General features: G+C 59.9%; 20 protein-coding genes. 8 read left to right on the plus strand and 12 right to left on the minus strand.

The genetic code is table 11. From position 1 onward, the window contains the following. Positions 1-22: 22 nt before the first annotated feature. From ACXAIC_RS13070 to ACXAIC_RS13105, 8 genes are all read right to left on the minus strand, one after another. Complete coding sequence (locus tag ACXAIC_RS13070; protein ID WP_475179391.1) at positions 23-1,030, minus strand: OmpA family protein; 1,008 nt, start codon at positions 1,028-1,030, stop codon at positions 23-25. Between the two features lie 237 nt (positions 1,031-1,267). Then, positions 1,268-2,431 (minus strand): iron-containing alcohol dehydrogenase, encoded by a 1,164-nt coding sequence (locus tag ACXAIC_RS13075; RefSeq protein ID WP_475179398.1) that lies wholly within the window; start codon positions 2,429-2,431, stop codon positions 1,268-1,270. Between the two features lie 230 nt (positions 2,432-2,661). Then, complete coding sequence (locus tag ACXAIC_RS13080; protein WP_475179403.1) at positions 2,662-4,050, minus strand: aldehyde dehydrogenase family protein; 1,389 nt, start codon at positions 4,048-4,050, stop codon at positions 2,662-2,664. A gap of 297 nt (positions 4,051-4,347) precedes the next feature. Beyond that, a complete protein-coding gene (locus ACXAIC_RS13085) occupies positions 4,348-5,715 on the minus strand; it encodes a glutamine synthetase family protein (RefSeq protein ID WP_475179406.1) in 1,368 nt (455 codons plus the stop codon). Between the two features lie 92 nt (positions 5,716-5,807). Continuing rightward, complete coding sequence (locus ACXAIC_RS13090; RefSeq protein ID WP_475179410.1) at positions 5,808-6,857, minus strand: TRAP transporter substrate-binding protein; 1,050 nt, start codon at positions 6,855-6,857, stop codon at positions 5,808-5,810. A 137-nt stretch (positions 6,858-6,994) separates the two neighbouring features. After that, positions 6,995-8,335 (minus strand): TRAP transporter large permease, encoded by a 1,341-nt coding sequence (locus ACXAIC_RS13095; protein ID WP_475179413.1) that lies wholly within the window; start codon positions 8,333-8,335, stop codon positions 6,995-6,997. Continuing rightward, positions 8,335-8,931 (minus strand): TRAP transporter small permease subunit, encoded by a 597-nt coding sequence (locus tag ACXAIC_RS13100; RefSeq protein ID WP_475179416.1) that lies wholly within the window; start codon positions 8,929-8,931, stop codon positions 8,335-8,337. Before ACXAIC_RS13100 ends, ACXAIC_RS13095 begins: the two co-directional genes overlap by 1 nt. Next, positions 8,924-9,700 (minus strand): N-formylglutamate amidohydrolase, encoded by a 777-nt coding sequence (locus ACXAIC_RS13105; protein ID WP_475179421.1) that lies wholly within the window; start codon positions 9,698-9,700, stop codon positions 8,924-8,926. Before ACXAIC_RS13105 ends, ACXAIC_RS13100 begins: the two co-directional genes overlap by 8 nt. Before the next feature lie 146 nt (positions 9,701-9,846). On the opposite strand from ACXAIC_RS13105, the gene ACXAIC_RS13110 reads away from it, so the two are divergent. From ACXAIC_RS13110 to ACXAIC_RS13145, 8 genes are all read left to right on the plus strand, one after another. Next, positions 9,847-10,716 (plus strand): MurR/RpiR family transcriptional regulator, encoded by an 870-nt coding sequence (locus tag ACXAIC_RS13110; protein WP_475179426.1) that lies wholly within the window; start codon positions 9,847-9,849, stop codon positions 10,714-10,716. 582 nt (positions 10,717-11,298) lie between these two features. Beyond that, the gene (locus ACXAIC_RS13115) at positions 11,299-11,790 is read left to right on the plus strand and encodes an NUDIX domain-containing protein (RefSeq protein ID WP_475179431.1); all 492 of its coding nucleotides are present in this window, start codon (positions 11,299-11,301) and stop codon (positions 11,788-11,790) included. Then, positions 11,783-13,417 carry a PhoU domain-containing protein gene (locus ACXAIC_RS13120; RefSeq protein WP_475179434.1) on the plus strand — a complete coding sequence of 545 codons (1,635 nt, stop codon included), beginning with the start codon at positions 11,783-11,785 and terminating at the stop codon, positions 13,415-13,417. The genes ACXAIC_RS13115 and ACXAIC_RS13120 overlap by 8 nt, the downstream gene beginning before the upstream one ends. Further along, positions 13,410-14,300: a GAK system ATP-grasp enzyme gene (locus ACXAIC_RS13125; protein WP_475179440.1), complete on the plus strand. Its 891-nt coding sequence runs from the start codon at positions 13,410-13,412 to the stop codon at positions 14,298-14,300. The genes ACXAIC_RS13120 and ACXAIC_RS13125 overlap by 8 nt, the downstream gene beginning before the upstream one ends. Then, a complete protein-coding gene (locus ACXAIC_RS13130) occupies positions 14,297-15,394 on the plus strand; it encodes an HprK-related kinase B (protein ID WP_475179444.1) in 1,098 nt (365 codons plus the stop codon). Before ACXAIC_RS13125 ends, ACXAIC_RS13130 begins: the two co-directional genes overlap by 4 nt. Positions 15,395-15,409: 15 nt before the next feature. Next, complete coding sequence (locus ACXAIC_RS13135; RefSeq protein WP_475179448.1) at positions 15,410-16,117, plus strand: histidine phosphatase family protein; 708 nt, start codon at positions 15,410-15,412, stop codon at positions 16,115-16,117. 21 nt (positions 16,118-16,138) lie between these two features. Beyond that, positions 16,139-17,491: a metallophosphoesterase family protein gene (locus tag ACXAIC_RS13140; protein ID WP_475179452.1), complete on the plus strand. Its 1,353-nt coding sequence runs from the start codon at positions 16,139-16,141 to the stop codon at positions 17,489-17,491. Beyond that, positions 17,488-17,757, plus strand: coding sequence for an amphi-Trp domain-containing protein (locus ACXAIC_RS13145; RefSeq protein ID WP_475179458.1), 270 nt, complete (start codon positions 17,488-17,490; stop codon positions 17,755-17,757). Before ACXAIC_RS13140 ends, ACXAIC_RS13145 begins: the two co-directional genes overlap by 4 nt. A 76-nt stretch (positions 17,758-17,833) precedes the next feature. Here ACXAIC_RS13145 and ACXAIC_RS13150 read toward each other — a convergent pair whose 3' ends face one another. The 4 genes from ACXAIC_RS13150 to ACXAIC_RS13165 all read right to left on the minus strand — a co-directional run bounded on the left by ACXAIC_RS13150 (position 17,834) and on the right by ACXAIC_RS13165 (position 20,661). Next, complete coding sequence (locus ACXAIC_RS13150) at positions 17,834-18,991, minus strand: M56 family metallopeptidase (RefSeq protein ID WP_475179466.1); 1,158 nt, start codon at positions 18,989-18,991, stop codon at positions 17,834-17,836. After that, entirely contained in the window at positions 18,978-19,373 is a 396-nt protein-coding gene (locus ACXAIC_RS13155) for a BlaI/MecI/CopY family transcriptional regulator (RefSeq protein ID WP_475179472.1), read from the minus strand. Before ACXAIC_RS13155 ends, ACXAIC_RS13150 begins: the two co-directional genes overlap by 14 nt. Before the next feature lie 212 nt (positions 19,374-19,585). Beyond that, positions 19,586-19,864, minus strand: a complete 279-nt coding sequence (locus tag ACXAIC_RS13160; RefSeq protein ID WP_475179478.1) for a DUF2160 domain-containing protein — start codon at positions 19,862-19,864, stop codon at positions 19,586-19,588. Next, a complete protein-coding gene (locus ACXAIC_RS13165) occupies positions 19,864-20,661 on the minus strand; it encodes a carbohydrate ABC transporter permease (RefSeq protein ID WP_475179484.1) in 798 nt (265 codons plus the stop codon). Before ACXAIC_RS13165 ends, ACXAIC_RS13160 begins: the two co-directional genes overlap by 1 nt. Between the last annotated feature and the right edge of the window lie 10 nt (positions 20,662-20,671).

The raw sequence follows: 20,671 nt of genomic DNA on the forward strand, positions 1-20,671 counted from the left end.
CAAGAACCAGCAAAAAAGAGCCTTAGTTGACAACGATAAACTCGATACGGCGGTTGCGGCGTTTGCCGTCAGGTGTGTCATTGGAAGCGACGGGACGGCTTTCGCCATAACCGACACTTGTCATTCTCGTGTTAGGTACGCTCTTTGCGTTAAGATAGTTTACAACGGCCGCCGCGCGGCGCTCCGACAGGCGCTGATTGGCATCGGTGCTGCCGTCGCTGTCCGTATGGCCACCGACTTCAATCTTCAGGCCCGGACAGCGCATGATGATGTCCACAAGGCTGTCAAGCAGCGGTGCGCTGCGCGGATCCAGCGCCGTGCTGCCGCTGGCAAAATAGATATTGTCCGTTCGTGACAGGATTTCGAACCGGCCCTTGCAGGCGGCCTCATCCAGGTTGCCTTCCGGCTCCAGGGCTGTTGCCGCCGCACCGGTCTCTTGCACCGGTTCTGCCTTGGCCACCTGCTGCCCGTCCACATTTTTGGAGAACAGAAAGTCGAATGTGACCGTGGCAGAAGGCACGATTGCGACACTGGCGGCCTCTTCCAGCTTCTTCACCCCGCCATCCAGATTGAAATCGGCAGCTGCCACGGAGACCGGCGCCGTGGAAGACACCGCCACCATGGCCTCATCTATCATCGTGACCGCCACTTCGGTTTCAAGGCTCCTGGTGACCCCGTGCAATTGCAGGTCAAAGGTCAACGGCATGACTTTTCTGCGCCGCGTGGGCAGATCCGCAAAAACCGCCGGGTCCAGGCGGGTTGTGATCACCGCCTCGGGAAATTCAAAGGTTTCGAAAAAGAGGAACCGCATGCGCACATTGCGCAAGTCGATCTTGGTATCGACGCTGTCGAGAAAGATGCGGACTTCCGCTTCTCCCGAAGCGTCAATCTGGCCGTTGAACTGAACAAAGCCACTTGATTCGACAATTGTGAGGTTCTTGACCGACTGGAACCGCAAGGTGGAGGCATCCGGCTGCAGCGTCCACCCGGGCGAAAAGACCGTGTCCTGAGCGGCCGAAACCTGCGGCATTGCCAAGACGCACATGAAACACAGGATAGAAAAAAGAACCCGCGCAACCGTCATCCTGCCACCCCTCCCTAGGGTCAAATTTCAATCAATCCAGATTTAGTTCCCTGAGGGCGCGAGTGTTACAGCGTTCGAATGTTATTGCAATATTGCGCTCACGCCGCCTCAACGGCGTGAGCCTTGCCGCCCGCGCAAAAACGGGAAGGCGACTGAACAAGATCGCTGGCCTGTCTCTGGCGGTCAGAGCGTGCCGCTCTGGGCCTTGTCAAAGATTTCCAGAGCCCCGTCCCTGGTCAATTCAACCGGATTGCCTCCGGCCGTCGGATCGACAATGGCCATTTCGGCGATGAGGTCCCGCTTGGCATCATCCACGTTCAGGCCGGACAGCGTGTGCGGCACGTCCAGGTCCTGCCGCAGCTTCAAGACCGTGTCGAGCACACCCTGATAACCGCCGGAAATCCCCAGGAACCCGGCCAGGCGTTCGAATTTCTGTTCAATCGCCGGTTTGTTGAATTGCAGCACATAGGGCATGAAGACCGCGTTGGTCATCCCATGGTGGGTATCATACAGCGCGCCCACCGGGTGGGACAGGGAATGAATAGCCCCGAGCCCTTTCTGGAAGGCGACCGCGCCCATGGCGGCCGCACTCATAAGGTGGCCCCGGGCTTCCAGATCTGCACCATCAGCGGCCACTTTGGGCAGGTTCTCCAGAACCAGCCGGATGCCCTCCAGCGCGATCCCTTCCGACATGGGATGGTACATCGGCGCCGAATAGGCTTCCAGGCAATGGGCGAGCGCGTCCATGCCCGTGCCGATGGTGATGAACCGGGGCATGCCGACGGTCAGTTCCGGATCGCAGATCACGGTTTCCGGCAGCATCTTGGGATGGAAGATCACTTTCTTGGTATGCGTCGCCTCATTGGTGACCACACCGGCCCGGCCGACTTCAGAGCCGGTTCCAGCGGTCGTCGGAACGGCCACAATCGGGGCAATTCCGGCCGGATCGGCCCGGGTCCACCAGTCACCAATATCCTCAAAATCCCAGATCGGCCGGGTCTGGCCGGACATGAAGGCAATCAGCTTGCCCGCATCAAGGCCGGAGCCGCCGCCAAAGGCGATGACACCGTCATGGCCGCCAGCCTGATAGGCAGCAACACCTGCGGTGATGTTGCTGTCGACCGGGTTGGGTTTGACATCGCAAAAAACCGCCGCCGACAGGCCCGCAGCCTGAAGGCTGGCAATGGCATTGGCGACCATCGGCAGACCGGCCAGACCGGGATCGGTCACCAGCAGCGGGTTTTTCATGCCAGACGCCTTCACGGCATCGGGCAGCTCCTTGATACGCCCGGCACCGAAACGGACGGCAGTCGGGTAGGACCAATTGACGGATGGAAGTGCGCTCATGGGTGTCTCGTGTTTTATCAGATCATGTCATCTTCAAAAGGCAAGCAAACGGACATCAGGTCAGCCGCATGCCGTTCTGTTTGGCTCCGCTGCACGCGCCGTCTTAAGCTCAAGCGCCTGCAGGGGGGTATCGTCTGTCAGTCCAGTTCGGTCCGGGACGCCCTCTTGGCGCCACAGGGCACCGGATCCTTTCAAAGACCCACGCCCCTTGCGACCTTACCCGGCTGATCTCAATGCTCCAGGCGGAAGTGGAAGGATTTCGGGCGGGTCAGGTTGTGGAAGCCGATTTCCGACAGCGCCGCCCCCTTGCCCGTGTCCTTCACGCCGGTCCAGACCAGCGCCGGGTCCAGATAATCGCACCGGTTCATGAACACCGTGCCGGTCTCGATCCGGTCGCCGATCCGGGCAGCCGCTTCCACATCTTCCGACCAGATGGAGGCAGTCAGACCATAGGGGCTGTCATTCATGAATTGCAGGGCTTCCTCGTCATCGCGAACCTTCATGATGCCGACCACAGGACCAAAGCTCTCTTCGCGCATCACCGACATCTGGTGATTGACTTCGGTGAGCACCTGCGGCGCCAGATAGGGGGTGCCCTCCTTGTTTTCGGCAAAGGTGGCCATATCGATATGGGCCTTGGCCCCCTTGCGCAGGGCTTCGTCTGTCTGCTCACGGATCCAGGTGGCAAAGCGCGCCTGGGCCATCGGGCCGAGGGTCGTTGTCTCATCCAGCGGATTGCCGAGCGTGTACTGCTTGGTCAGATCAACAAAACCGTCGACAAACCGGTCGAACAGGCTTTCATGCACATAGACCCGTTCAATGCCGCAACAGCACTGGCCGGAATTGAAGAAGGCGCCATCCACCAGATTGCCGATTGCATAGTCCAGATCCGCATCGGCGCGCACATAGGCCGGGTCCTTGCCGCCCAGCTCCAGCCCGAGCGTTGCGAAGGTTCCGGCCAGCGCCTTTTCAATGGCCCGGCCGCCACCCACGGAGCCGGTGAAATTGACATGATCGATCAGGCCGGACCCGAGCAGCTTTTCGGTGCCCCCATGGGTCAGAACGATGTTCTGGAACACACCGGAGGGCAGCCCGGCGCTTTCAAAAGCTCTGGCCAGGCGCTCGCCCACCAGCAGCGTCTGGGCCGCATGTTTGAGCAGGATCACGTTGCCGGCCATCAGCGCCGGCATGATCGTGTTGACCGCGGTCATGAAAGGATAGTTCCAGGGCGCGATCACCATGACGATGCCAAGCGGCACCCGGCGCAGATAACGCTTGAAGCCCGGTTTGTCGGTGCGCTCGATATCGGCCAGCGCCTCTTCGGCAATGGCGGCGCAATATTCGGTGCGCTCCACAGTGCCCCCCAACTCACCGCCATAGCGGACCGGACGGCCCATCTGCCAGGCAAGTTCCGGCACAACTTCGTCATTCATGGCCTTCAGCGCCTCCAGCGCTTTCAGGCAATAGGCGACCCGCTCGGCAATGGGCGTTGCCGCCCAGCCCGCCTGGGCCTGCCGCGCCGCCGACACGGCCTTGCCAGCCGCCACCTCATCGAGCGCGGGCCGTTCGGCATGAACCGAGCCGTCAATAGGGGAGATAAGTTTGATGACGTCAGACATGGGCTTGCCTCACAATTCCTCTTGGCGAGGGTTCTGTTAAACTATGGTTCCTCAACTCACCCCTCATCCCGAGGAAGCGCACGAGCGCTGTCTCGCAGGATGGGCCGCATAATCCGTTCACGTGACCCATCCCTCGAGACGGGACCAATGGCCGTCCGCAGGATGAGGAAGCGGTTGAAGCAACCGGAATTGGTGTGTGGACCACCAGAGGGGCACCCTTCACTTGGCGCCTCTGCAGGATTGATCCGTTTCAGGCTGTCAGGGTCCTCAATACCGGGTCCCTGAACAGCAAAGGTCCTAGGCCCGTTCAAATCCCCGGGCGATTTCATAGTCGGTCACCGCCCGGTCGAATTCCTCGATCTCCCATTCCGCCGCGCGGGCATAGTGGTCGATCACCGTGTCGGAAAACGCCTCGCGCAGCAGTCTGGACGTGCGCATGGTCTCGTGGGCGTCGCGCAGCGTATGCGGAATTTCCTTTGCCTTGCGGCTTTCATACACATCGCCGGTGGCAGGCGGGTCAAGCGGCAGCTTGTCTTCCAGTCCCTTGATGCCCGCAGCAATCAGGACGGCCAGAGCCAGATAGGGATTCAGATCGGAGCCGCCGATCCGGCACTCGACCCGCAGCGCCTTTGTGCCCTCCCCGCACAGGCGGAACCCGGCCGTGCGATTGTCGACCGACCAGACGGTCTTGGTCGGGGCGAAGGACCCCTTCTGGAACCGCTTGTAGCTGTTGATATAGGGCGCCAGGAAATAGGTGTAGTCGGGTGCGTATTTGATCATGCCAGCCAGATAGTGCCGCATGGTGTCCGACATGCCGTATTCAGCGTTTGAGTCGCAAAAGACGTTGTTGCCGTCCTGATCAAACAGGGAATGATGGACATGGGCAGACGAGCCGACCTTGTCGCTGCGCCACTTGGCCAGGAAGGACACCGCCCGCCCCCTGGCCCAGGCAATCTCCTTGACCGCATGTTTGGCGATGGTGTGGTATTCGGCCGTGTCCATCGCGGGCGCATATTTGATGTTCAGTTCTTCCTGGCCGGTTTCCGCTTCGCCCTTGGTGTTTTCCACCGGAATGCCGGCCCCGAAGAGACCATTGCGCACCGGGCGCAGAATATCCTCTTCCTTGGTGGTCTGCAGGATGTGGTAATCCTCGTTATAGGCGGAGATCGGCTCCAGATCGCGGAAGCCTTCCTTGCGGATCGCGTCGAAACTCTTTTCAAACAGGAAAAATTCCAGTTCGGTCGCCATGATCGGCGTCAGGCCCATTGCCGCCAGCCGGGCCACCTGGGCCTTCAGCATCGCCCGCGGCGAATGGGGCACTTCCTTGTGGGTGTGATGGTCCAGAACATCGCACAGCACCAGAGCGGTGCCCTCCAGCCACGGCACTTTGCGCAGGCTCATGAGGTCCGGCTTCATCACATAGTCGCCATAACCGCCCGACCAGCTGGTCGCCGCATAGCCCTCGACCGTATACATTTCCAGGTCGGTGGCCAGCAGATAGTTGCAGCAATGGGTTTCATCATAGGCGGTGTCGACAAAGTGCTGGGCGTGGAACCGCTTGCCCATCAGCCGCCCTTGCATGTCGACGATACAGGCAAGCACAGTATCGATCTCGCCGGAGGCGACGAGGGTTTTGAGGGCATCAAAGGTCAGGTTCCCAGACATGGTGTGTCTTCCGCAGGTCTAATTCTTGTGAGGGGCAATCGGCAAAAAGGGCTCCGGGAAGAGATCTCTCCCCGAAGCCCATCAGTCAGGTCTTAGCCGAAGTTGTAAGGAGGTCCGGCCTGGTTGATAACCTCATTATAGTCTTCGAAGATCGAGATGATCTTGGCCTGCAATTCGCCTTCGGACGCAATCTCTTTCCAGAAGTCCTTGGCAGCGTTTTCCACTTCCGCCCATTCAGCGGCCGGAACCGTGCGCAGCTGCAGCTTGTCGCCCCGGGCCCGAAGACGTGCTTCCCCGCCCCAGTACCACTGGTTCCGGTAGGTGTGGCTGGCCTCGGTCGCCGCCAGAACAAGCTGCTTCAGGTGGTCGGGAAGATCCGCCCAGCGTTTCTGGTTGACGAACCAGGAGCCGATCCAGGCCCCGGAGATGTTGTTGGTCAGGAAGTAGTCGGTCACGTCCGCCCAGCCGACTGTGTAATCTTCGGTAATACCGGACCAGGCCATGCCGTCCAATTCGCCGGTCTGTACAGCCACTTCCGCATCCTCGTAAGGAATGGAAACCGGCACAACGCCGAATTTGGACAGGAACCGGCCGGCAGTCGGGAAGGTGTAGAGCTTCAGGCCTTCCAGGTCGGCAACAGACTTGATTTCCTTCTTGGTGTTGAAGTTGCACGGGTCCTGCCCGGCAGAGGAAATCCAGGCAACGCCGACTTTCTCATATTCGGAGCGCCAGATATCGGCGAGGCCATACTGGTTGAAGAGAACCGGAACATCCAGAATATGCTTGGTGGCAAACGGGAAATAGCCACCGAACTGGCGCAGCGGGGTCGGCGAAGCCATGGAATCATCGTCTGAATGCACCGCATCGATGGTGCCGCGCTGCAAAGCCTGGAACAATTCGCCCGTCGGCACGATCTGATCGGCATAGTAGAGCTCGATCTGCAGCTCACCATTGGAGGCATTGTTGACGTAGTCCACCATGGGCTTCGTCACATGCTCGCCAAGGGCGCCGCCGGCATAGGTCTGCAGGCGCCACTTGATCGGCTCCTGGGCCAGAACGGCCGGTGCGGCCAGCGTGGTGGCACCAGCGGCAGCGGCCGTGCCCAAACCGGCTTTTTTCAGAAAATCACGTCTATTGGTCATCATAGTTCCCCTATGTCAGTGTACGGTCCATGCGGCAGGCCCGTTGTCCGGTTCTGTGTCCTGCCGCGTGTCTGTGACTGTGTCTGTTTCCTCCAGACTTTTCATTATTGTCCCGGCTCCCACCCCATCTGCGGCTGCTATTTGGCATAAACCAGATTGGGCAGCCAGAGGGCGATTTCCGGGAAAACCATCACGATTGCCAGTGCCAGGATCATCACCATGACAAACGGCAGGATCGAGCCGTAAATGTCGCGCATGGAAATGTCCTTGGGCGCCATGGCGCGCATCAGGAACAGGTTGTAGCCGAAGGGCGGTGTCATATAGGCGATCTGGGTGGTGATCGTATACAGAACGCCGTACCAGATCAGGATATCGCCGCGCGGCATGCCCAGATCCAGCGATCCGACCAGCGGAACATAAAGCGGAGCGACAATCACCAGCATGGCTGTGTCGTCCAGAAAGGTGCCCATCACCAGGAAGGACAGCTGCATCAGGATCAGGATCATCCAGGGCGACAGGCCGAGCTGCTCGGTGAAAAGGCTTTCAATCGCCTTCACTGCGCCAAGACCGTCAAAGACGGCACCAAAGCCAAGGGCTGCGAGAATGATCCACATGAACATGCAGGAAATGCCGAGCGTGTTCTTCAGGCACAGGATCAGAATGTCCAGGGTCAGGCGGCGGCGCAAAATAGAGGCGATCAAGGCTGTCAGCGCGCCAACGGCCGAGGCCTCCACAAGGCTGGTCTTGCCCATCACGAAGGGCACCATCATGGTCGCAAAGATGATCACCGGCAAAAGACCGGCCAGCAGCAAGCGGTACTTCTCCGCCTTCGGCACGTCCCGCTCGTCTTCCGGCAGGGCCGGGCCGAGCGACGGCTGCAACCGGCAGCGGATGGCAATATAGACAATGAACAGGGTTGCCATCATCAGTCCGGGAACCGCTCCGGCAAGCCAGAGCTGGCCAACCGGCGCCCGGGCGATCATGGCATAGAGCACCAGCACCACAGAGGGCGGCACCAGAATGCCAAGTGAGGAACCGGCCTGGATCACCCCTGTGACCATGCGCTTGTCGTATTTGCGTTTCAAAAGCTCCGGCAGGGCAATGGTGGCGCCGATGGCCATTCCGGCAACCGACAGACCATTCATGGCCGAGATCAGCACCATGAGCAGGATCGTGCCGATGGCCAGCCCGCCATTGATGGGCCCCATCCAGACATGGAACATCTTGTAAAGATCATCGGCGATCTTGGTTTCCGACAGGATGTAACCCATGAAGATAAACATCGGCAGGGTCAGAAGCGGATACCATTTCATCAACTTCATGGCCGCCGAAAACGGAATATCGCCGCCGCCGGTGCCCCACAGCGCCAGGGAGGCGATCGCGGCGATCGCGCCAATGGCGCCGAAGACCCGCTGCCCCGTCAGCAGCATCAGCATCATCGACGAGAACATGAGAAGAGCGATCATCTCATAGGACATCAGATCGTCTCTCCCTTGATCCGGGCGATATCTTTCAGGAACTCGGCAAAGACCTGCAGCAGCATCAGGAAAAATCCAATGATCATGATCAGTTTGACCGGCCACAGATAGGGCCGCCAGCTGGTGGGGCTGCGCTCAATGAAGCCCATCTTTTCCCGAGCAGCCTCCGGACCGCCGGTCACGAACGCGACAATCAGATCCTTGTAGAAAGTGAAAGGCTCCTGCTGGAAATGGCCCAGCGAATAGGCAAAGGAATTGAGCGCCCCATAAAGCAGGACCCCCAGATAGAAGATCAGCAGCAACACCGTGAAGGCGTCGAACCAGGCCTTCTTCTTCACGCTCCACTCCGCATAAAACAAATCCATGCGCACATTGGAGCCAAGCTGGATGGAATAGGGCCCACCCAGAACGTAGTAGGCAACCATAGCAAATTGGGCCGTTTCCAGGGTCCACATGGACGGACTGAAGAACGTCTTGGAGATGGATGACCACAGCAGAATGCCTGCCATGACAAAGAGGCTCCACATGACGGCCTTGCCAAGCCGGCGGTTGAAGCTGTCGATGGCCCGGACATAGATACGCGCGGCCTTAAGCATTGCGCTCTCCTTTGACCGCAGCTTCCAGAAGCGGCGCCAGCAGCCCGGCCCAGCGGGCTTCCTCTGCCACCGTCGTCAGCTCGTCATTGCGGATTTCAATCATCAGACAGGGCAGGTCCCGGTTCTCTCCGTGGCGGCGGATCGTATAGTAGACACCGTCGGAGGGGGAATAGGGCTCATTGTCGCCAACCGTCAGGCCGTCCGTTTCCTGCAGCGCTTTGAGAACCGGCTCGGCCAGCCGGCGGTCCCGGTCATAGATCAGACCGATCTCCCAGGGCCGGCTGCGGCCCTTATAGACCGGTGTGAAGGAATGGACCGAGACAAGCGCCGTCGGCAGCCCACGGCTCAAACGCTCTTCCAGCACCGCATCAATGGCTGCATGAAACGGCCGGTGCACCAAGTCGAGACGGGCCGTGCGTTCACAGTCCGTAAGTTCCCGGTTGCCCGAAATCTCCGTCAGCTCGCTCATGCTTGGGATCAGGTCGGGCCGGTCCTCTTCCCGGTTGCAGTCAATCACAAGGCGCGACACCTTGGTATAGACAAGTGGGGCGTCCAGCGTTTCCGCCAGCCCGCGCGCCACACCAAGCGCGCCGGGATCCCACGAGATATGTGCCGCCTTGTCCGCCTGCGACACACCCAGGCTGTGATCATATGGGGCCGGAAAGAAGTTCGAGGCATGGTCGCAGACAAACACGAAACCGCCGCGTCCTGCGGCGTTCTCAACCGCAACGGTGTCCATCCTGCCACCTGTTTGAAGGCTTGCGCCCATTCCCCGATCCCCTTGCTATTTCAGCTTGGCTGCCTGTAATGTTTGTTACAGATTTTTTGTAGCAGCCGATATCTGTAATATTTGATACGCAGATTGAGACCGCTGTCAAATAAAAAGGCATTGCCAGAAACACCGATAGGCCAGCCATGGAACGCCCGCTTCTGGAAGACATCCGCGACCGTCTGGACGAGTTCACCGCTACGGAAAAAAAGGCGGCCCATGCACTGATGGCGAATTACCCCATGCAGGGCCTTGGGACAGTTGCCCAATTTGCCGAAGCAGCCGGTGTCAGCTCACCGACGATCCTGCGCTTCATCAGCCGCCTGGGCATTCCCGGCTTTGCCGAGTTCCAGAAGAAGCTGCGCAGCGAGCTGGAAAGCCAGCTGAACTCGCCGCTGGCCCGCAGCGCGGCCATGGCGGAGGAAACCAGCGGCGATCCCCATGTGAGCCAGCTTCTGGATAATCTGCGCGAAACATTCGAGCATCTGCCCAAGGGCGAACTGGACGGACTGGCGAAGCTTCTGGCTGACGAAAAGAAGACGGTCCATCTGATCGGCGGCCGCTTCACCGACGGCTTGGCACGCTATATGGCCGCCCACCTGCGCATCGTGCGCTCCGGCGTCAACCATGTGGCCGGGCAACAGGGCAACTGGATCGACCAGCTTCTGGGCATGGGGCCGAAGGATGTGGTGCTCATTTTCGATATCCGCCGCTACCAGACCGAGATCATCCAGTTTGCCGAAGGCGCCGCCAAACAGGGCGCTACCGTGGCCCTGATCACGGACAGCTGGATGTCCCCGGTCGGCCGGATCGCCAGTTTTGTCCTGCCTGCCCGGGTTGCCGTGCCCTCCCCCTGGGATTCTTCGCTTGCGCTGATGGCCATCGCCGAACTCCTGATTGCCGGGGTCACACGCGCCAATCCGGACCGGGCGCAGGCCCGCATGCGCTCACTGGAGGCCCTGCGCAACAAGGTCGATCCATCCAGTGACAGCCGGACTGTGGAACTGGATATTTAAGGGTTAAACTCGATCAAGCCTCCGGACCTGGTGGCTTTCCAGGCGTTTCGTGATATGATCACACATGAAATCAAGGACTTAAATCGCATCACGTTCAGCCGGTTTCAAACTGCTTTCTCTGTTGCGTTGACTTCTGTGATGTCAGGCCACGACAGGCAAATCCGGAGAAACATGACGTCATCTATAGGTTAGAGCCTCGTGCACTAAGTTTGCATCATTTGATGCTGGAAAGCAGATCCTTCGGCAAGGCGCTTCGCGCAGCGCGATGCGGCGTATAGGGCAAGCGACGCAACGCTGCCGATGGGCTGCTTTCCAGCACCCGAGGAGCCGGTCTGCTTTGCCCGCTGACATCGTTGGATCGCACTTGTGGTGGGAAACACCAAGGCGCGCGATCCGCCTCCTCAGCAGACAAAGCAGATCCGGTCAAATGGTGCAGACTGATCGCACGAAGCTCTAGCCTCACGAAGCGACTCATTTAACATGCGCCCTTGACAGGGACAGGGACGGGCCTGTTTGGAGCTGAACGTCCGGCTTTCCTGAAAGCGTCCTTTCACGCCAATGTATCTTGGGGGACAGCGCGGCATGTCACACAGCACGGAACAGTCGAATCACCGGGTGTTCAGACCGGTCATCCGCTCCACACCAAGAGCGTTTATCCTGAGTGGGCAAAGTTTATTGGTTCAGGAAAAACAGCATCCTGCCAAAGGCCGCTACTATACGCTGCCCGGCGGCAAACAGGAGCCCGGCGAGAGCCTGGAAGACACACTCAAACGGGAGTGCAGGGAAGAGATCGGTGCGGAGGTCTCTGTTGGCCCACTGCTTCATGTTGCTGAAATCTATCGCGAAAAACCTCAGAGCGAGGACTGGCAGCATCAGCTGGATCTGGTCTTTGCCTGTTCGGTGCCCGACAGCTATGCCCCCACACTGGGGCCTCAACCCGACCCCCATCAGACCGGCACCGTATGGATCGGCACGGAAAACGCTCAACAGCTGCGTCCCGCCTATGTCACAAAACTGTTTTCACTTGGCTGTAGGCGGGTCCTCGAAGTCTATCTCGGATCATGCAATGACTAGTTTGCCAAAATCCATCCGGGAAAACCTCCACTTTCTGTGCGCTGAAATCGACGGACAGATGCTGCAGCTGGAGGCTTTCTTCCAGGAGCCGACAACGGTCCGTGCCCGGCGAATCATGGACAGGGCAGGCTATGCGCATAATCTGAAGACGCGTATTCACGGCGCCTGCCTGCGTCAGCTGGCCTCCACAAGGAAGAACAACCGCAAGCACCTGACGTTGCGCAGCCTGGAATTTATCGCAACGGATCTGCAGCGGCTGGCCAATCAGGCCCGCCAGTCCCTGCGCCATGTGGAACGCATCGACACATTTGGGACCCTGTTGCCTGAGCGCTATCCCGCCCTGGTCCGCTCCGTGCGCAAAGGTGTTGGCAAGATCGAGACGGCGTTCTTCGGCAATGACAGCGAAGAAGCCATCGAAATCGGCGAGTTGCAGAAAAAGATCGAGGCCGACTACCGCAAGCTGTTCAAGGCCTACACCAAGGAAATGCGCAACGCGGCGCTTCAACCCTCCGACATCGCCAACAGCCTGCTTGTGGCTAGCGAATTCCAGCGCATGGGCGATTGCCTGAAATCGATCAGCGAAGCGCTGATTTCCGCCAATATCGGCCAACCCGTCAATCTGGAGCGCTATTTCGCCCTGCAAAGCCTGATGTCGGAGCTGGACGGCGCAGGCGGTGATCTCAAGGTGGAGACAATCGCCGAAACCCGGTCGGGCAGCTCGATCTCCGCAATCAAGGACAAGAAGACCCAAGCGGTCGCCGCCGTCTTCAAAGACGGGGAGAAAAGCAAGGTCAAGGAAGAACGCGAGGGCGTGGAAAGCTGGCATGCGATCTATCCCGGGCTGGCGCCGAAAATCCTCTCATATGAAAAGCGCAACCAATCGGCTGCGCTGCTCATTGAGCATCTTCCCGGCCTGACATTTGAACATATCGTACTGAACGAATCCGAAGAACTGTGCGGCAAGGCCCTCACGTGTCTTTCCGGCACGCTGAAGGATGTCTGGAAACAGACCAAGACCAAAAAGCCGGCCGAGCTTGGCAGCATGCAGCAACTGGCCAAACGGCTTGGCGAAGTGCGCCGGGTGCATCCGGAGTTCAAGGACACGGCCATCCGGTTTTCCGGCGAAAAGCTGCCGTCCCTCGATGCCCTGATCGGACGGGCGTCCGAGCGCGAAGCAGCAGTGTCAGCACCTTTCTCGGTCTATATTCACGGCGATTTCAACGTCGACAACATCATCTATGACCCAGGCGAAAACCGGGTTCATTTCATCGACCTTCACCGCTCCCGCTATATGGATTATGTGCAGGATGTTTCGGTGTTCATGGTCTCCAACTACCGGCTGCAGGTGCTGGACCGGGAGACCCGGCACCGCATCATGCTGGTGTCCCAGGCTTTTTACAAATCCGCCAAGGCCTTTGCGCGCAAACAGGAGGATGCCACATTCGAATACCGGCTGGCCCTCGGACTTGCCCGCTCCTTTGCCACCTCCACCCGTTTCATTTTCGACAAACTGCACGCCCGGCGAATGTGGCTGCGGGCCCGTTACCTGATCGAACGGGCCGTCGCCTGCCCGCCCGGACACGAGGCCGCTTTCCGTCTGCACATGAAGGAGATCTTCGTTGACTGACCTGAAAATCGGCGTCATTGGCATTCCCGGCAAATGGTCCACCGAAGTTCTTGCCGACGCGTTGGAAAGCCGCACCGGCTTCCGCTGCGTGGTCGACATGGCCGACGCGGCCCTGCACCTAGACCGGCGCACCCTTATGGCAGGCGGCCAGGACCTGTTCGCGCTGGATGGGCTGGTGGTGAAGAAAATCAGCCAGGAATACAGCCCGGCAACGCTGGACCGGCTGGAACTGCTGCGGGTGGCTGAAGGGGCGGGCGTCCGGGTGTTTTCCAGAACTGCGTCCATTCTCGGCCTCGTCAACCGGCTCAGCTGCACCGTGACCCTTGCCAATGCGGGCATTCCCATGCCGGCCACCTGTGTCACGGAGCATGAAGGGGAAGCGCTTGCCGCCGTCAAACGGTTTGGCGGCGCCGTCTTCAAACCCCTGTTCTCGACCAAGGCCCGGGGCATGACGCTGATGGATGCGGAAATGGGCGACGCTCTCTTAAAGGAGAAGATTGCCGCGTTCAAGGCGGACAATCCGGTGATGTATCTGCAGAAGAAGGTCAACCTGTCCGGCCGGGATCTGGGCATGGTGTTTCTGGGCGGCAAGTATCTTGGCACCTATGCCCGGGTGGCCCAGACCGACAGCTGGAACACCACCATCCTGCATGGGGGCAAATATGAGCCATTCGCGCCGGATCAGGATCTGATCGATCTGGCCACCCGGGCGCAAGCCCCGTTTCAGCTGGATTTCACCACGGTTGATGTCGGCCTGACTGATGACGGGCCGATTGTCTTTGAAGTGTCCGCGTTTGGCGGGTTCAAGGGCGCCCTGGAGGGGGCCTCCATCGATGCAGCCAGCCTTTACGCGGACCATGTGATTGCGGGGGTCAGCACATGAGCGGAATAGACGTTCAGGACATTGCCGATGCTCTGGCACCGGTCAGGGCCACCAGAGCCTCCGATCCGGTCTGTCTGGCCGTCGGCGGCTACATTCTGGAAATCCGCTGCACGTCGGACAAGCTTCTGGCCGAATTGCTGCGCTATTTCCAACATGTGATCACCGAACCGGCACGGCCCGACATGACCGTCTATGCGCTGGGGCCGGCCGAACTCCCCTTTACGGTCGACTATCGGGACTGGGCCCGAGAGCCGGGCAAGACAGGACGCAAGGACGCGATCTGCGATCTCGCTCATGGACGCCTGGTTCTCAAAGTCCGCACAGGAATGCAGTTCCTGCAGTCCCCTGACTGGACCATCGCCTTCGGCCCGTCGGAAGACTATCCGAACCAGGTCATCAATTTCGTCAACACCCAGATCCTGAACCGGTTTCAGCGGGATGGCTGGGTGGCCTGCCACGCTGCCGCCGTACGGACGCCGGACAAGGGCCTCGCGATTTCCGGCCTGTCGGGCGGTGGCAAATCCACCACCATGCTGCGCCTGATGGAACTGGCTGGAACCCAATATGTGACCAATGACCGCCTGCTGGTGCGCAAGGGCCTCGACGGGACCGACGCGCTTGGCATTCCCAAACTGCCGCGCATCAATCCGGGCACGATCGTCACCAATGCCCGCCTTGCCGGTCTTCTGGATGAAGAACGGGAAGAGGAACTGCGCAACATGGAGCCGGATGACCTCTGGCACCTGGAAGAGAAATACGACCTCTTCATTGAGGACATTTATGGTCCCGGCCGCATTTCCCATGACGCGCAGCTCACTGATTTCTGGGTGCTGAACTGGTCCCGGGACAGTCTTGCCCCCACACAGTTGACCGCCGTTTCCCTGAGCGGGCGCCCCGACCTTCTCGCCGCGATCATGAAAAGCCCCGGCCCATTCTTCCAGACCCCTGACGGCACTTTCTGGACGGACAGCTCACCGCTGGATGAGGCCGCGTATCTTTCAGCCCTTGACGGCATCAAGGTCTGGGAAGTGACCGGACAGATCGATTTCGATGCCCTTTTCGATGCGGGCGCAAGCCTTCTGGGAGCGGCTTGACCGATGACGGGGCCCATGACGGACCGCTTCGCTATCCTGCTGCGCCATGGAGCGTACCGGCAAAAGCCGGACACCCCGAGCGCGCTGCAGCCTTATGGGCTGACCGAGGCCGGCCGCCATCAGGCCGAAAGCGCCGGGCGGGAGCTGGCGGATCTTGCCAAGGCCCATGGCTGGCAACTCTCCGCTGAGATTATCTGCTCCCGGCAGCTCAGGGCTTGGGAAACCGCCACCCTGGTGGCAAGGACCCTTGGGGAGGCCACCGGAACAGCGTTTCAGGTGAGCGAAGACGAAACCCTGGCGGAACGCAGCGTTGGCGCAATGGCCAATCTGAGCCTGCAGGACATTGTCCAGATCCTCGACGACGACCCGCGTTATCCGCCGCCGCCGGGCAACTGGAAATCCGACAGCCATTACAGGCTGCCCGTTCAGGGGGCGGAAAGCCTGATGGAGGCAGGCGAACGAGTGGCATCCCTTCTTGACAAGAACCTGTCCGCCCTCCCGGACGGCGCGGCAAGCGGCGCAACGGCCCAGATCTTTGTGGGCCATGGTGCGTCCCTGCGCCATGCGGCCCACCATCTCGGAGTGCTCGCCTTTGACGACATTGCCCGACTGAGCATGCACCACGCCCGGCCCGTGGTGCTGAAACGCAGCCCTGGCCCCATCTGGCACCACCATGCCGGCGCGTGGAAAGACCGCCGCCCGCTGGACCCCGCCCTCGACTGACGAAGACGGATGGAAACACCCATGACCCAAAGGCCCCTGACCCCTTTCCTCCCTCCCATTGCCCCCGGTGTGGCAGACGGGCTCGGCATTCCCGAAAGCCTGGTCCCCTGGCCACTGAAGGCAGAGGCCGGGCGAACGGCCTCAGACGGAGTGCCCGCGCCGGATCTGCTGTCCAGCCTGGCCCGGGTCAACGCGCTTGGCCCCTGGGACTGGCCGGACAAACCGGTCATCTTCATTTCCGACCTTCATGCGGATGCCGAAAGCCTGCTCCGCTCCCTTGTGGCGGCACGGGCGATCATGCGTACCGGGCCGGAACTGGACACCTTCGCGCTGACCGCCTTTGGCAGACGCTGCCAGATCATCATTGGCGGCGATTGCCTGGACAAGGGCCCCAGCAACCTGGATCTGCTCGACTGTGTCGCAGCACTCATGAAACAGGGAGCGGACACGGTGCTTCTGGCCGGGAACCATGACCTGCGCCTTTTTCTCGGCCTGGAATCCCTTACCGTGAAACGCAGCTCCCTCAACGCTCATATGTTCGTGCGCATGGGCAAGAAGGTCATGCCGCTCCTGCGTGAGGTCTTTGACCGGCATGTGGGCCGGGACGCGGATCTGAGTGCCCTGCCGGATGAGAACGCCTGTCTTGCCCTGATGGTACCCGGCAAAAAATGGACAAAGGAGTTTCCCAAGGCCGCAGAGCGCTACCTAAACGAGGCAGCCGTCCGCAAGGAAATGAAGCGGCTGAAGAAAAAGACAGCGGGCTTTGCAGAGCATGCCCGGGAGGTTGGCCTCACGATCCGCGAACTCTATGCGGCCGCCCTTGCCTGCAGGACCCTCTTCATCGAGCCCGGCGGCCGCTATGCCTGGTTTTTCCAGAGCATGAAGGCCGTGCACCAGAGCGGCTCCCTGCTGTTTGTCCATGCCGGCATTGACGACAGCATGGCCGGGCAGATCTCCGCCAAGGGCATTGCCAATGTGAACCGGCGCTTTCGGAAGGAAAGCCGCGAGGACCCGTTTGTGTTCTATTCCGGCACCATGGCCAATCTGGTGCGCACAAAATACCGGGACGTCGATCATCCCCTGACGGACCGGGGCGTGGAAGAGCTGCATCTGGCCGGGATCAAGATGCTGGTTCAGGGCCATGTGAACCGCCATGCAGGCCAGGAACTGACAGCAAAACAAGGGCTTTTGCATTTGGAAGCGGATGTTACTCTTGACCGGCACTCCAGGAGATCGGAAGGTCTGGACGGCATCGGAACGGGAGCAACGATCATTCATCCGGACGGCAACATCATCGGCATCAGCCGGGACTACCCCCATGCCAAGCTGTTCAACCCGGCAGAGATCCTGAACCAGCACGGGCTGACACGATGATGGAACGCAAGGGCCGGTTCCGGCATCAATCCATGCAGGACAAAAAATCGATCCAGAAAATGCTGGATGCGGTCAAGCGCGGCATCGCCAAGGGCGAGCTGCAATTCGGCGATGACACGGGCGAGATCACCCTGGAACCCAACGGGCTCATGAACCTGCGTGTGACAGCCACGATGGAAGACGGCCAGTCCCGCCTGGACCTGCGCATCACCTGGACCAATGACAGCCAGGACAAAAAAGACAGCGGCAAGCTCAAGGTCAAATAGGCAGGCACAACACGCACGCTGCCCGCACCCGGCCTCAAGGCGGAGCGCATCTTGTACGGGTCTTCGCAGCCAGCTGTTACCGCAGCGGGCGTTGTCCGAAGGAATTGATCGTCTGCAGCCGTTCCAGATTGACGATGGTCGACAGCATGATCCGGTCCTGGCTCCAGTCCGCCGGTTTCTGGATCGACAGGGCCGCCACAAACACCAGGGCGGTCATGGGCAGCACGGCAAGGCCGACCAGGCTCCAATGGGGCCGCAACCGGTCCGTTTCCAGAAGCGCCTCCAGACGCCGGCGCAACTTGTGCGCAGGCGAGCGCCGCAGCAGCCGGTCCTGCACTTCCAGAAGCGCCACGGCGGCCATAGAGCCGGCTCGCTCCGGGACAAGCTGGTTCTGGCGCCGCCTCAGGCCCGCCTGTGCCGCATGCAGCAGGCACAGGCAATAGGCGCGCAGATCCACCTGAACGTCTTCAGTCACCTTCTGGTCACAGGCCAGCTCCCGCAGGCGCTCAACTTCCGACTTCCAGAAGAAGAAGAACGGATTCCAGAAAAAGAATGGGCGCAGCAGTTCCAGCCCGATCTCCCAGGTCACATCCCCCTGACGCACATGCTGAAATTCGTGTTTCAGCACCAGCTTCAAGTCCTCCGGGCGGCCCAGCAGGTCGGATGGGATCACCACATAGTGGCGGACAAGTCCGCGCGCGGAAAACGGCACAAGCGCCCGGTCGGACAGCAGCAGATGCAGCCGTCCGGCCCGGTGCCAGGCATGACAGCTGGACAGAACCCGGCACAAACGCCGGAAACTGATGGAAAACCGGAGTGCAAAGAACGCAAAGCCCACCGCCAGAAACAGGGCAATAGCCTGCCCGGCGCCCGGCGCAAAGCCCACAATCTGGTCTGTCAGGCGGCTGCGCACGCCGAGCATAGCCTGGAAGTCTTCCGCAGGAAGAGCGATGCCACCGCGCAAATATTGCGAAACGGCATAGTCGGCCAGATTGACCGACAGGGCAGCCGGCGCAATCTGCGCCGCCTGCAGGAACTGACAGAGCGCCACGGCGGCCGGTGACAGAACCACAATGGCAAACAGCCCGTTCAAAAGACCGAGCTGATAGGTAAAGGCGAGCCGTCTCCCGAAGCGCGCCAGACCCAGTTTTGCGGTCAGCCATACCAGGGCCGCGATGGCCAGGGTAATATTCAGGTCGAGATAGATTTCAAAAATCGGGTCAAGTAGCGTCATCTGTCCTCCTCCTGTCCAGCAACGCTCTCATTTCGTCCAGATCGGCCTCTGACAATTGGTATTCATCGACAAGCCGGGCCACGAGGGATGCAGGCGTGCCATCGAACAATTTGTCAGACAGATTTCTCAAAGACCGGGACTGGTACGTATCCTTGGTCAGCCGGGGGCTATAGATGAATGTTTTGCCTTCCTTGCGGCTGTCCACGAAGCCTTTTTCATCCAGAATCCGCATGATGGTGGCGCAGGACGTGTAGGCAAGCTGTCTGTCCTGGGGCAGCGCGGCAAGAATATCCCGTACGGAGCCTTCGCCAAGCTTCCAGAGTTCGGTCATGAACTCCAGTTCGACTTCCGTCAGAAACTCGTTGCTTTTACGCTTTCTCATTACAGCCCTGTGCCGCTTGCAGTTTGGATGTGGCAAGAGCCCTCACCGGTTTTTTCAAACGGATCAAACCAGTGCGCGCCCTTCAGTCTATTCATGCATGACCGTTTTGAAATTACCAGCGACTTTCCGTTTCCTGCAGCGCCTGACGGATCGCCATCACTTGTGAAAACACCGGCGGCTTGACAGTCAGGAAGACATCCCCGCGCATCCTGTCAGACTTTCCAGAAGCAGAAGGTGCCCCAGCCGATGCTGAGCGCCAGGGGCCACCAAAGCGGATTGCCCACCAGCCCCAGCCAGGCCAGAAAGATATAGGCGGTGCCAAGCAGCGTGATGAACAGCCGGTCCCCCCGTGTTGTGGTCAACCCCAGGACCCCGCGGCGAGCGGCCCCGCCCGGATAGCAAATTTCCAGAAACGTAAGCAGACCGATTGCAGAAAAGATTCCGGCAAACAAAAGTGCCGTCGGCAAGGTCCAGGCCATCCATCCCAGCATCACACCCTCCCCAGGGCAAAGCCCTTAGCAATATAATTACGGACAAAATAGATGACGATGGCCCCGGGAATGATGGTCAAGGTCCCGGCGGCCGCCAGTAGCCCGAGTTCATAGCCCGCGGAGGACGCGGTCCGGGTCATGACGGCGGCAATGGGTTTGGCTTCGACAGCGGTCAGCGTCTTGGCAAGAAGAAGTTCCACCCAGGAGAACATGAAGCAGAAGAAGGCCGCGACTCCGACGCCGGACTTGATCGCGGGCAGGAAGATGGTCATGAAGAAGCGCGGGAAGGAATAGCCGTCCACATAGGCGGTCTCGTCCAGTTCCTTGGGCACGCCCGACATGAAACCTTCCAGGATCCACACCGCCAGCGGAACGTTGAAGAGGCAATGAGCCAGAGCGACGGCGATATGGGTATCGAACAGGCCCACCGCCGAATAGAGCTGGAAGAACGGCAGCGCAAAGACGGCAGCCGGGGCCATCCGGTTGGTCAAAAGCCAAAAGAAAAGATGCTTGTCGCCCACAAAGGTGTAGCGGGAGAAGGCATAGGCTGCTGGCAGCGCCACCAGAACGGAGATCACCGTGTTCAAGGTCACATAGAAGATGGAGTTGATATAACCCCAATACCAGGTCGGGTCGGTGAAGATCTCGATATAGTTGGCCAGGGTCCAGGTCTGCGGAGACAGGGAGAACCCGGCCAGGATCTCGTTGGTGGTCTTGAAACTCATCGCGACGAGCCAGTAGATCGGCAGCATCAGGAAGAGAATATAGAGCGCGGGAACCAGGCTTTTCAGTCGCATGACGGTTCTC

This window comes from Roseibium sp. AWQ4_254 (genome assembly GCF_056161025.1).

Bases quoted from the DNA above. Each gene is read 5' to 3' on its own strand.
- ACXAIC_RS13120 (WP_475179434.1), top strand. From the start codon at position 11,783: ATGACTAGTTTGCCAAAATCCATCCGGGAAAACCTCCACTTTCTGTGC.
- ACXAIC_RS13095 (WP_475179413.1), bottom strand. From the start codon at position 8,335: ATGTCCTATGAGATGATCGCTCTTCTCATGTTCTCGTCGATGATGCTG.
- ACXAIC_RS13110 (WP_475179426.1), top strand. From the start codon at position 9,847: ATGGAACGCCCGCTTCTGGAAGACATCCGCGACCGTCTGGACGAGTTC.
- ACXAIC_RS13135 (WP_475179448.1), top strand. From the start codon at position 15,410: ATGACGGACCGCTTCGCTATCCTGCTGCGCCATGGAGCGTACCGGCAA.
- ACXAIC_RS13115 (WP_475179431.1), top strand. From the start codon at position 11,299: ATGTCACACAGCACGGAACAGTCGAATCACCGGGTGTTCAGACCGGTC.
- ACXAIC_RS13080 (WP_475179403.1), bottom strand. From the start codon at position 4,050: ATGTCTGACGTCATCAAACTTATCTCCCCTATTGACGGCTCGGTTCAT.
- ACXAIC_RS13085 (WP_475179406.1), bottom strand. From the start codon at position 5,715: ATGTCTGGGAACCTGACCTTTGATGCCCTCAAAACCCTCGTCGCCTCC.
- ACXAIC_RS13160 (WP_475179478.1), bottom strand. From the start codon at position 19,864: ATGCTGGGATGGATGGCCTGGACCTTGCCGACGGCACTTTTGTTTGCC.
- ACXAIC_RS13140 (WP_475179452.1), top strand. From the start codon at position 16,139: ATGACCCAAAGGCCCCTGACCCCTTTCCTCCCTCCCATTGCCCCCGGT.
- ACXAIC_RS13105 (WP_475179421.1), bottom strand. From the start codon at position 9,700: ATGGGCGCAAGCCTTCAAACAGGTGGCAGGATGGACACCGTTGCGGTT.
- ACXAIC_RS13155 (WP_475179472.1), bottom strand. From the start codon at position 19,373: ATGAGAAAGCGTAAAAGCAACGAGTTTCTGACGGAAGTCGAACTGGAG.
- ACXAIC_RS13090 (WP_475179410.1), bottom strand. From the start codon at position 6,857: ATGACCAATAGACGTGATTTTCTGAAAAAAGCCGGTTTGGGCACGGCC.
- ACXAIC_RS13100 (WP_475179416.1), bottom strand. From the start codon at position 8,931: ATGCTTAAGGCCGCGCGTATCTATGTCCGGGCCATCGACAGCTTCAAC.
- ACXAIC_RS13145 (WP_475179458.1), top strand. From the start codon at position 17,488: ATGATGGAACGCAAGGGCCGGTTCCGGCATCAATCCATGCAGGACAAA.
- ACXAIC_RS13130 (WP_475179444.1), top strand. From the start codon at position 14,297: ATGAGCGGAATAGACGTTCAGGACATTGCCGATGCTCTGGCACCGGTC.
- ACXAIC_RS13165 (WP_475179484.1), bottom strand. From the start codon at position 20,661: ATGCGACTGAAAAGCCTGGTTCCCGCGCTCTATATTCTCTTCCTGATG.
- ACXAIC_RS13150 (WP_475179466.1), bottom strand. From the start codon at position 18,991: ATGACGCTACTTGACCCGATTTTTGAAATCTATCTCGACCTGAATATT.
- ACXAIC_RS13075 (WP_475179398.1), bottom strand. From the start codon at position 2,431: ATGAGCGCACTTCCATCCGTCAATTGGTCCTACCCGACTGCCGTCCGT.
- ACXAIC_RS13070 (WP_475179391.1), bottom strand. From the start codon at position 1,030: ATGCCGCAGGTTTCGGCCGCTCAGGACACGGTCTTTTCGCCCGGGTGG.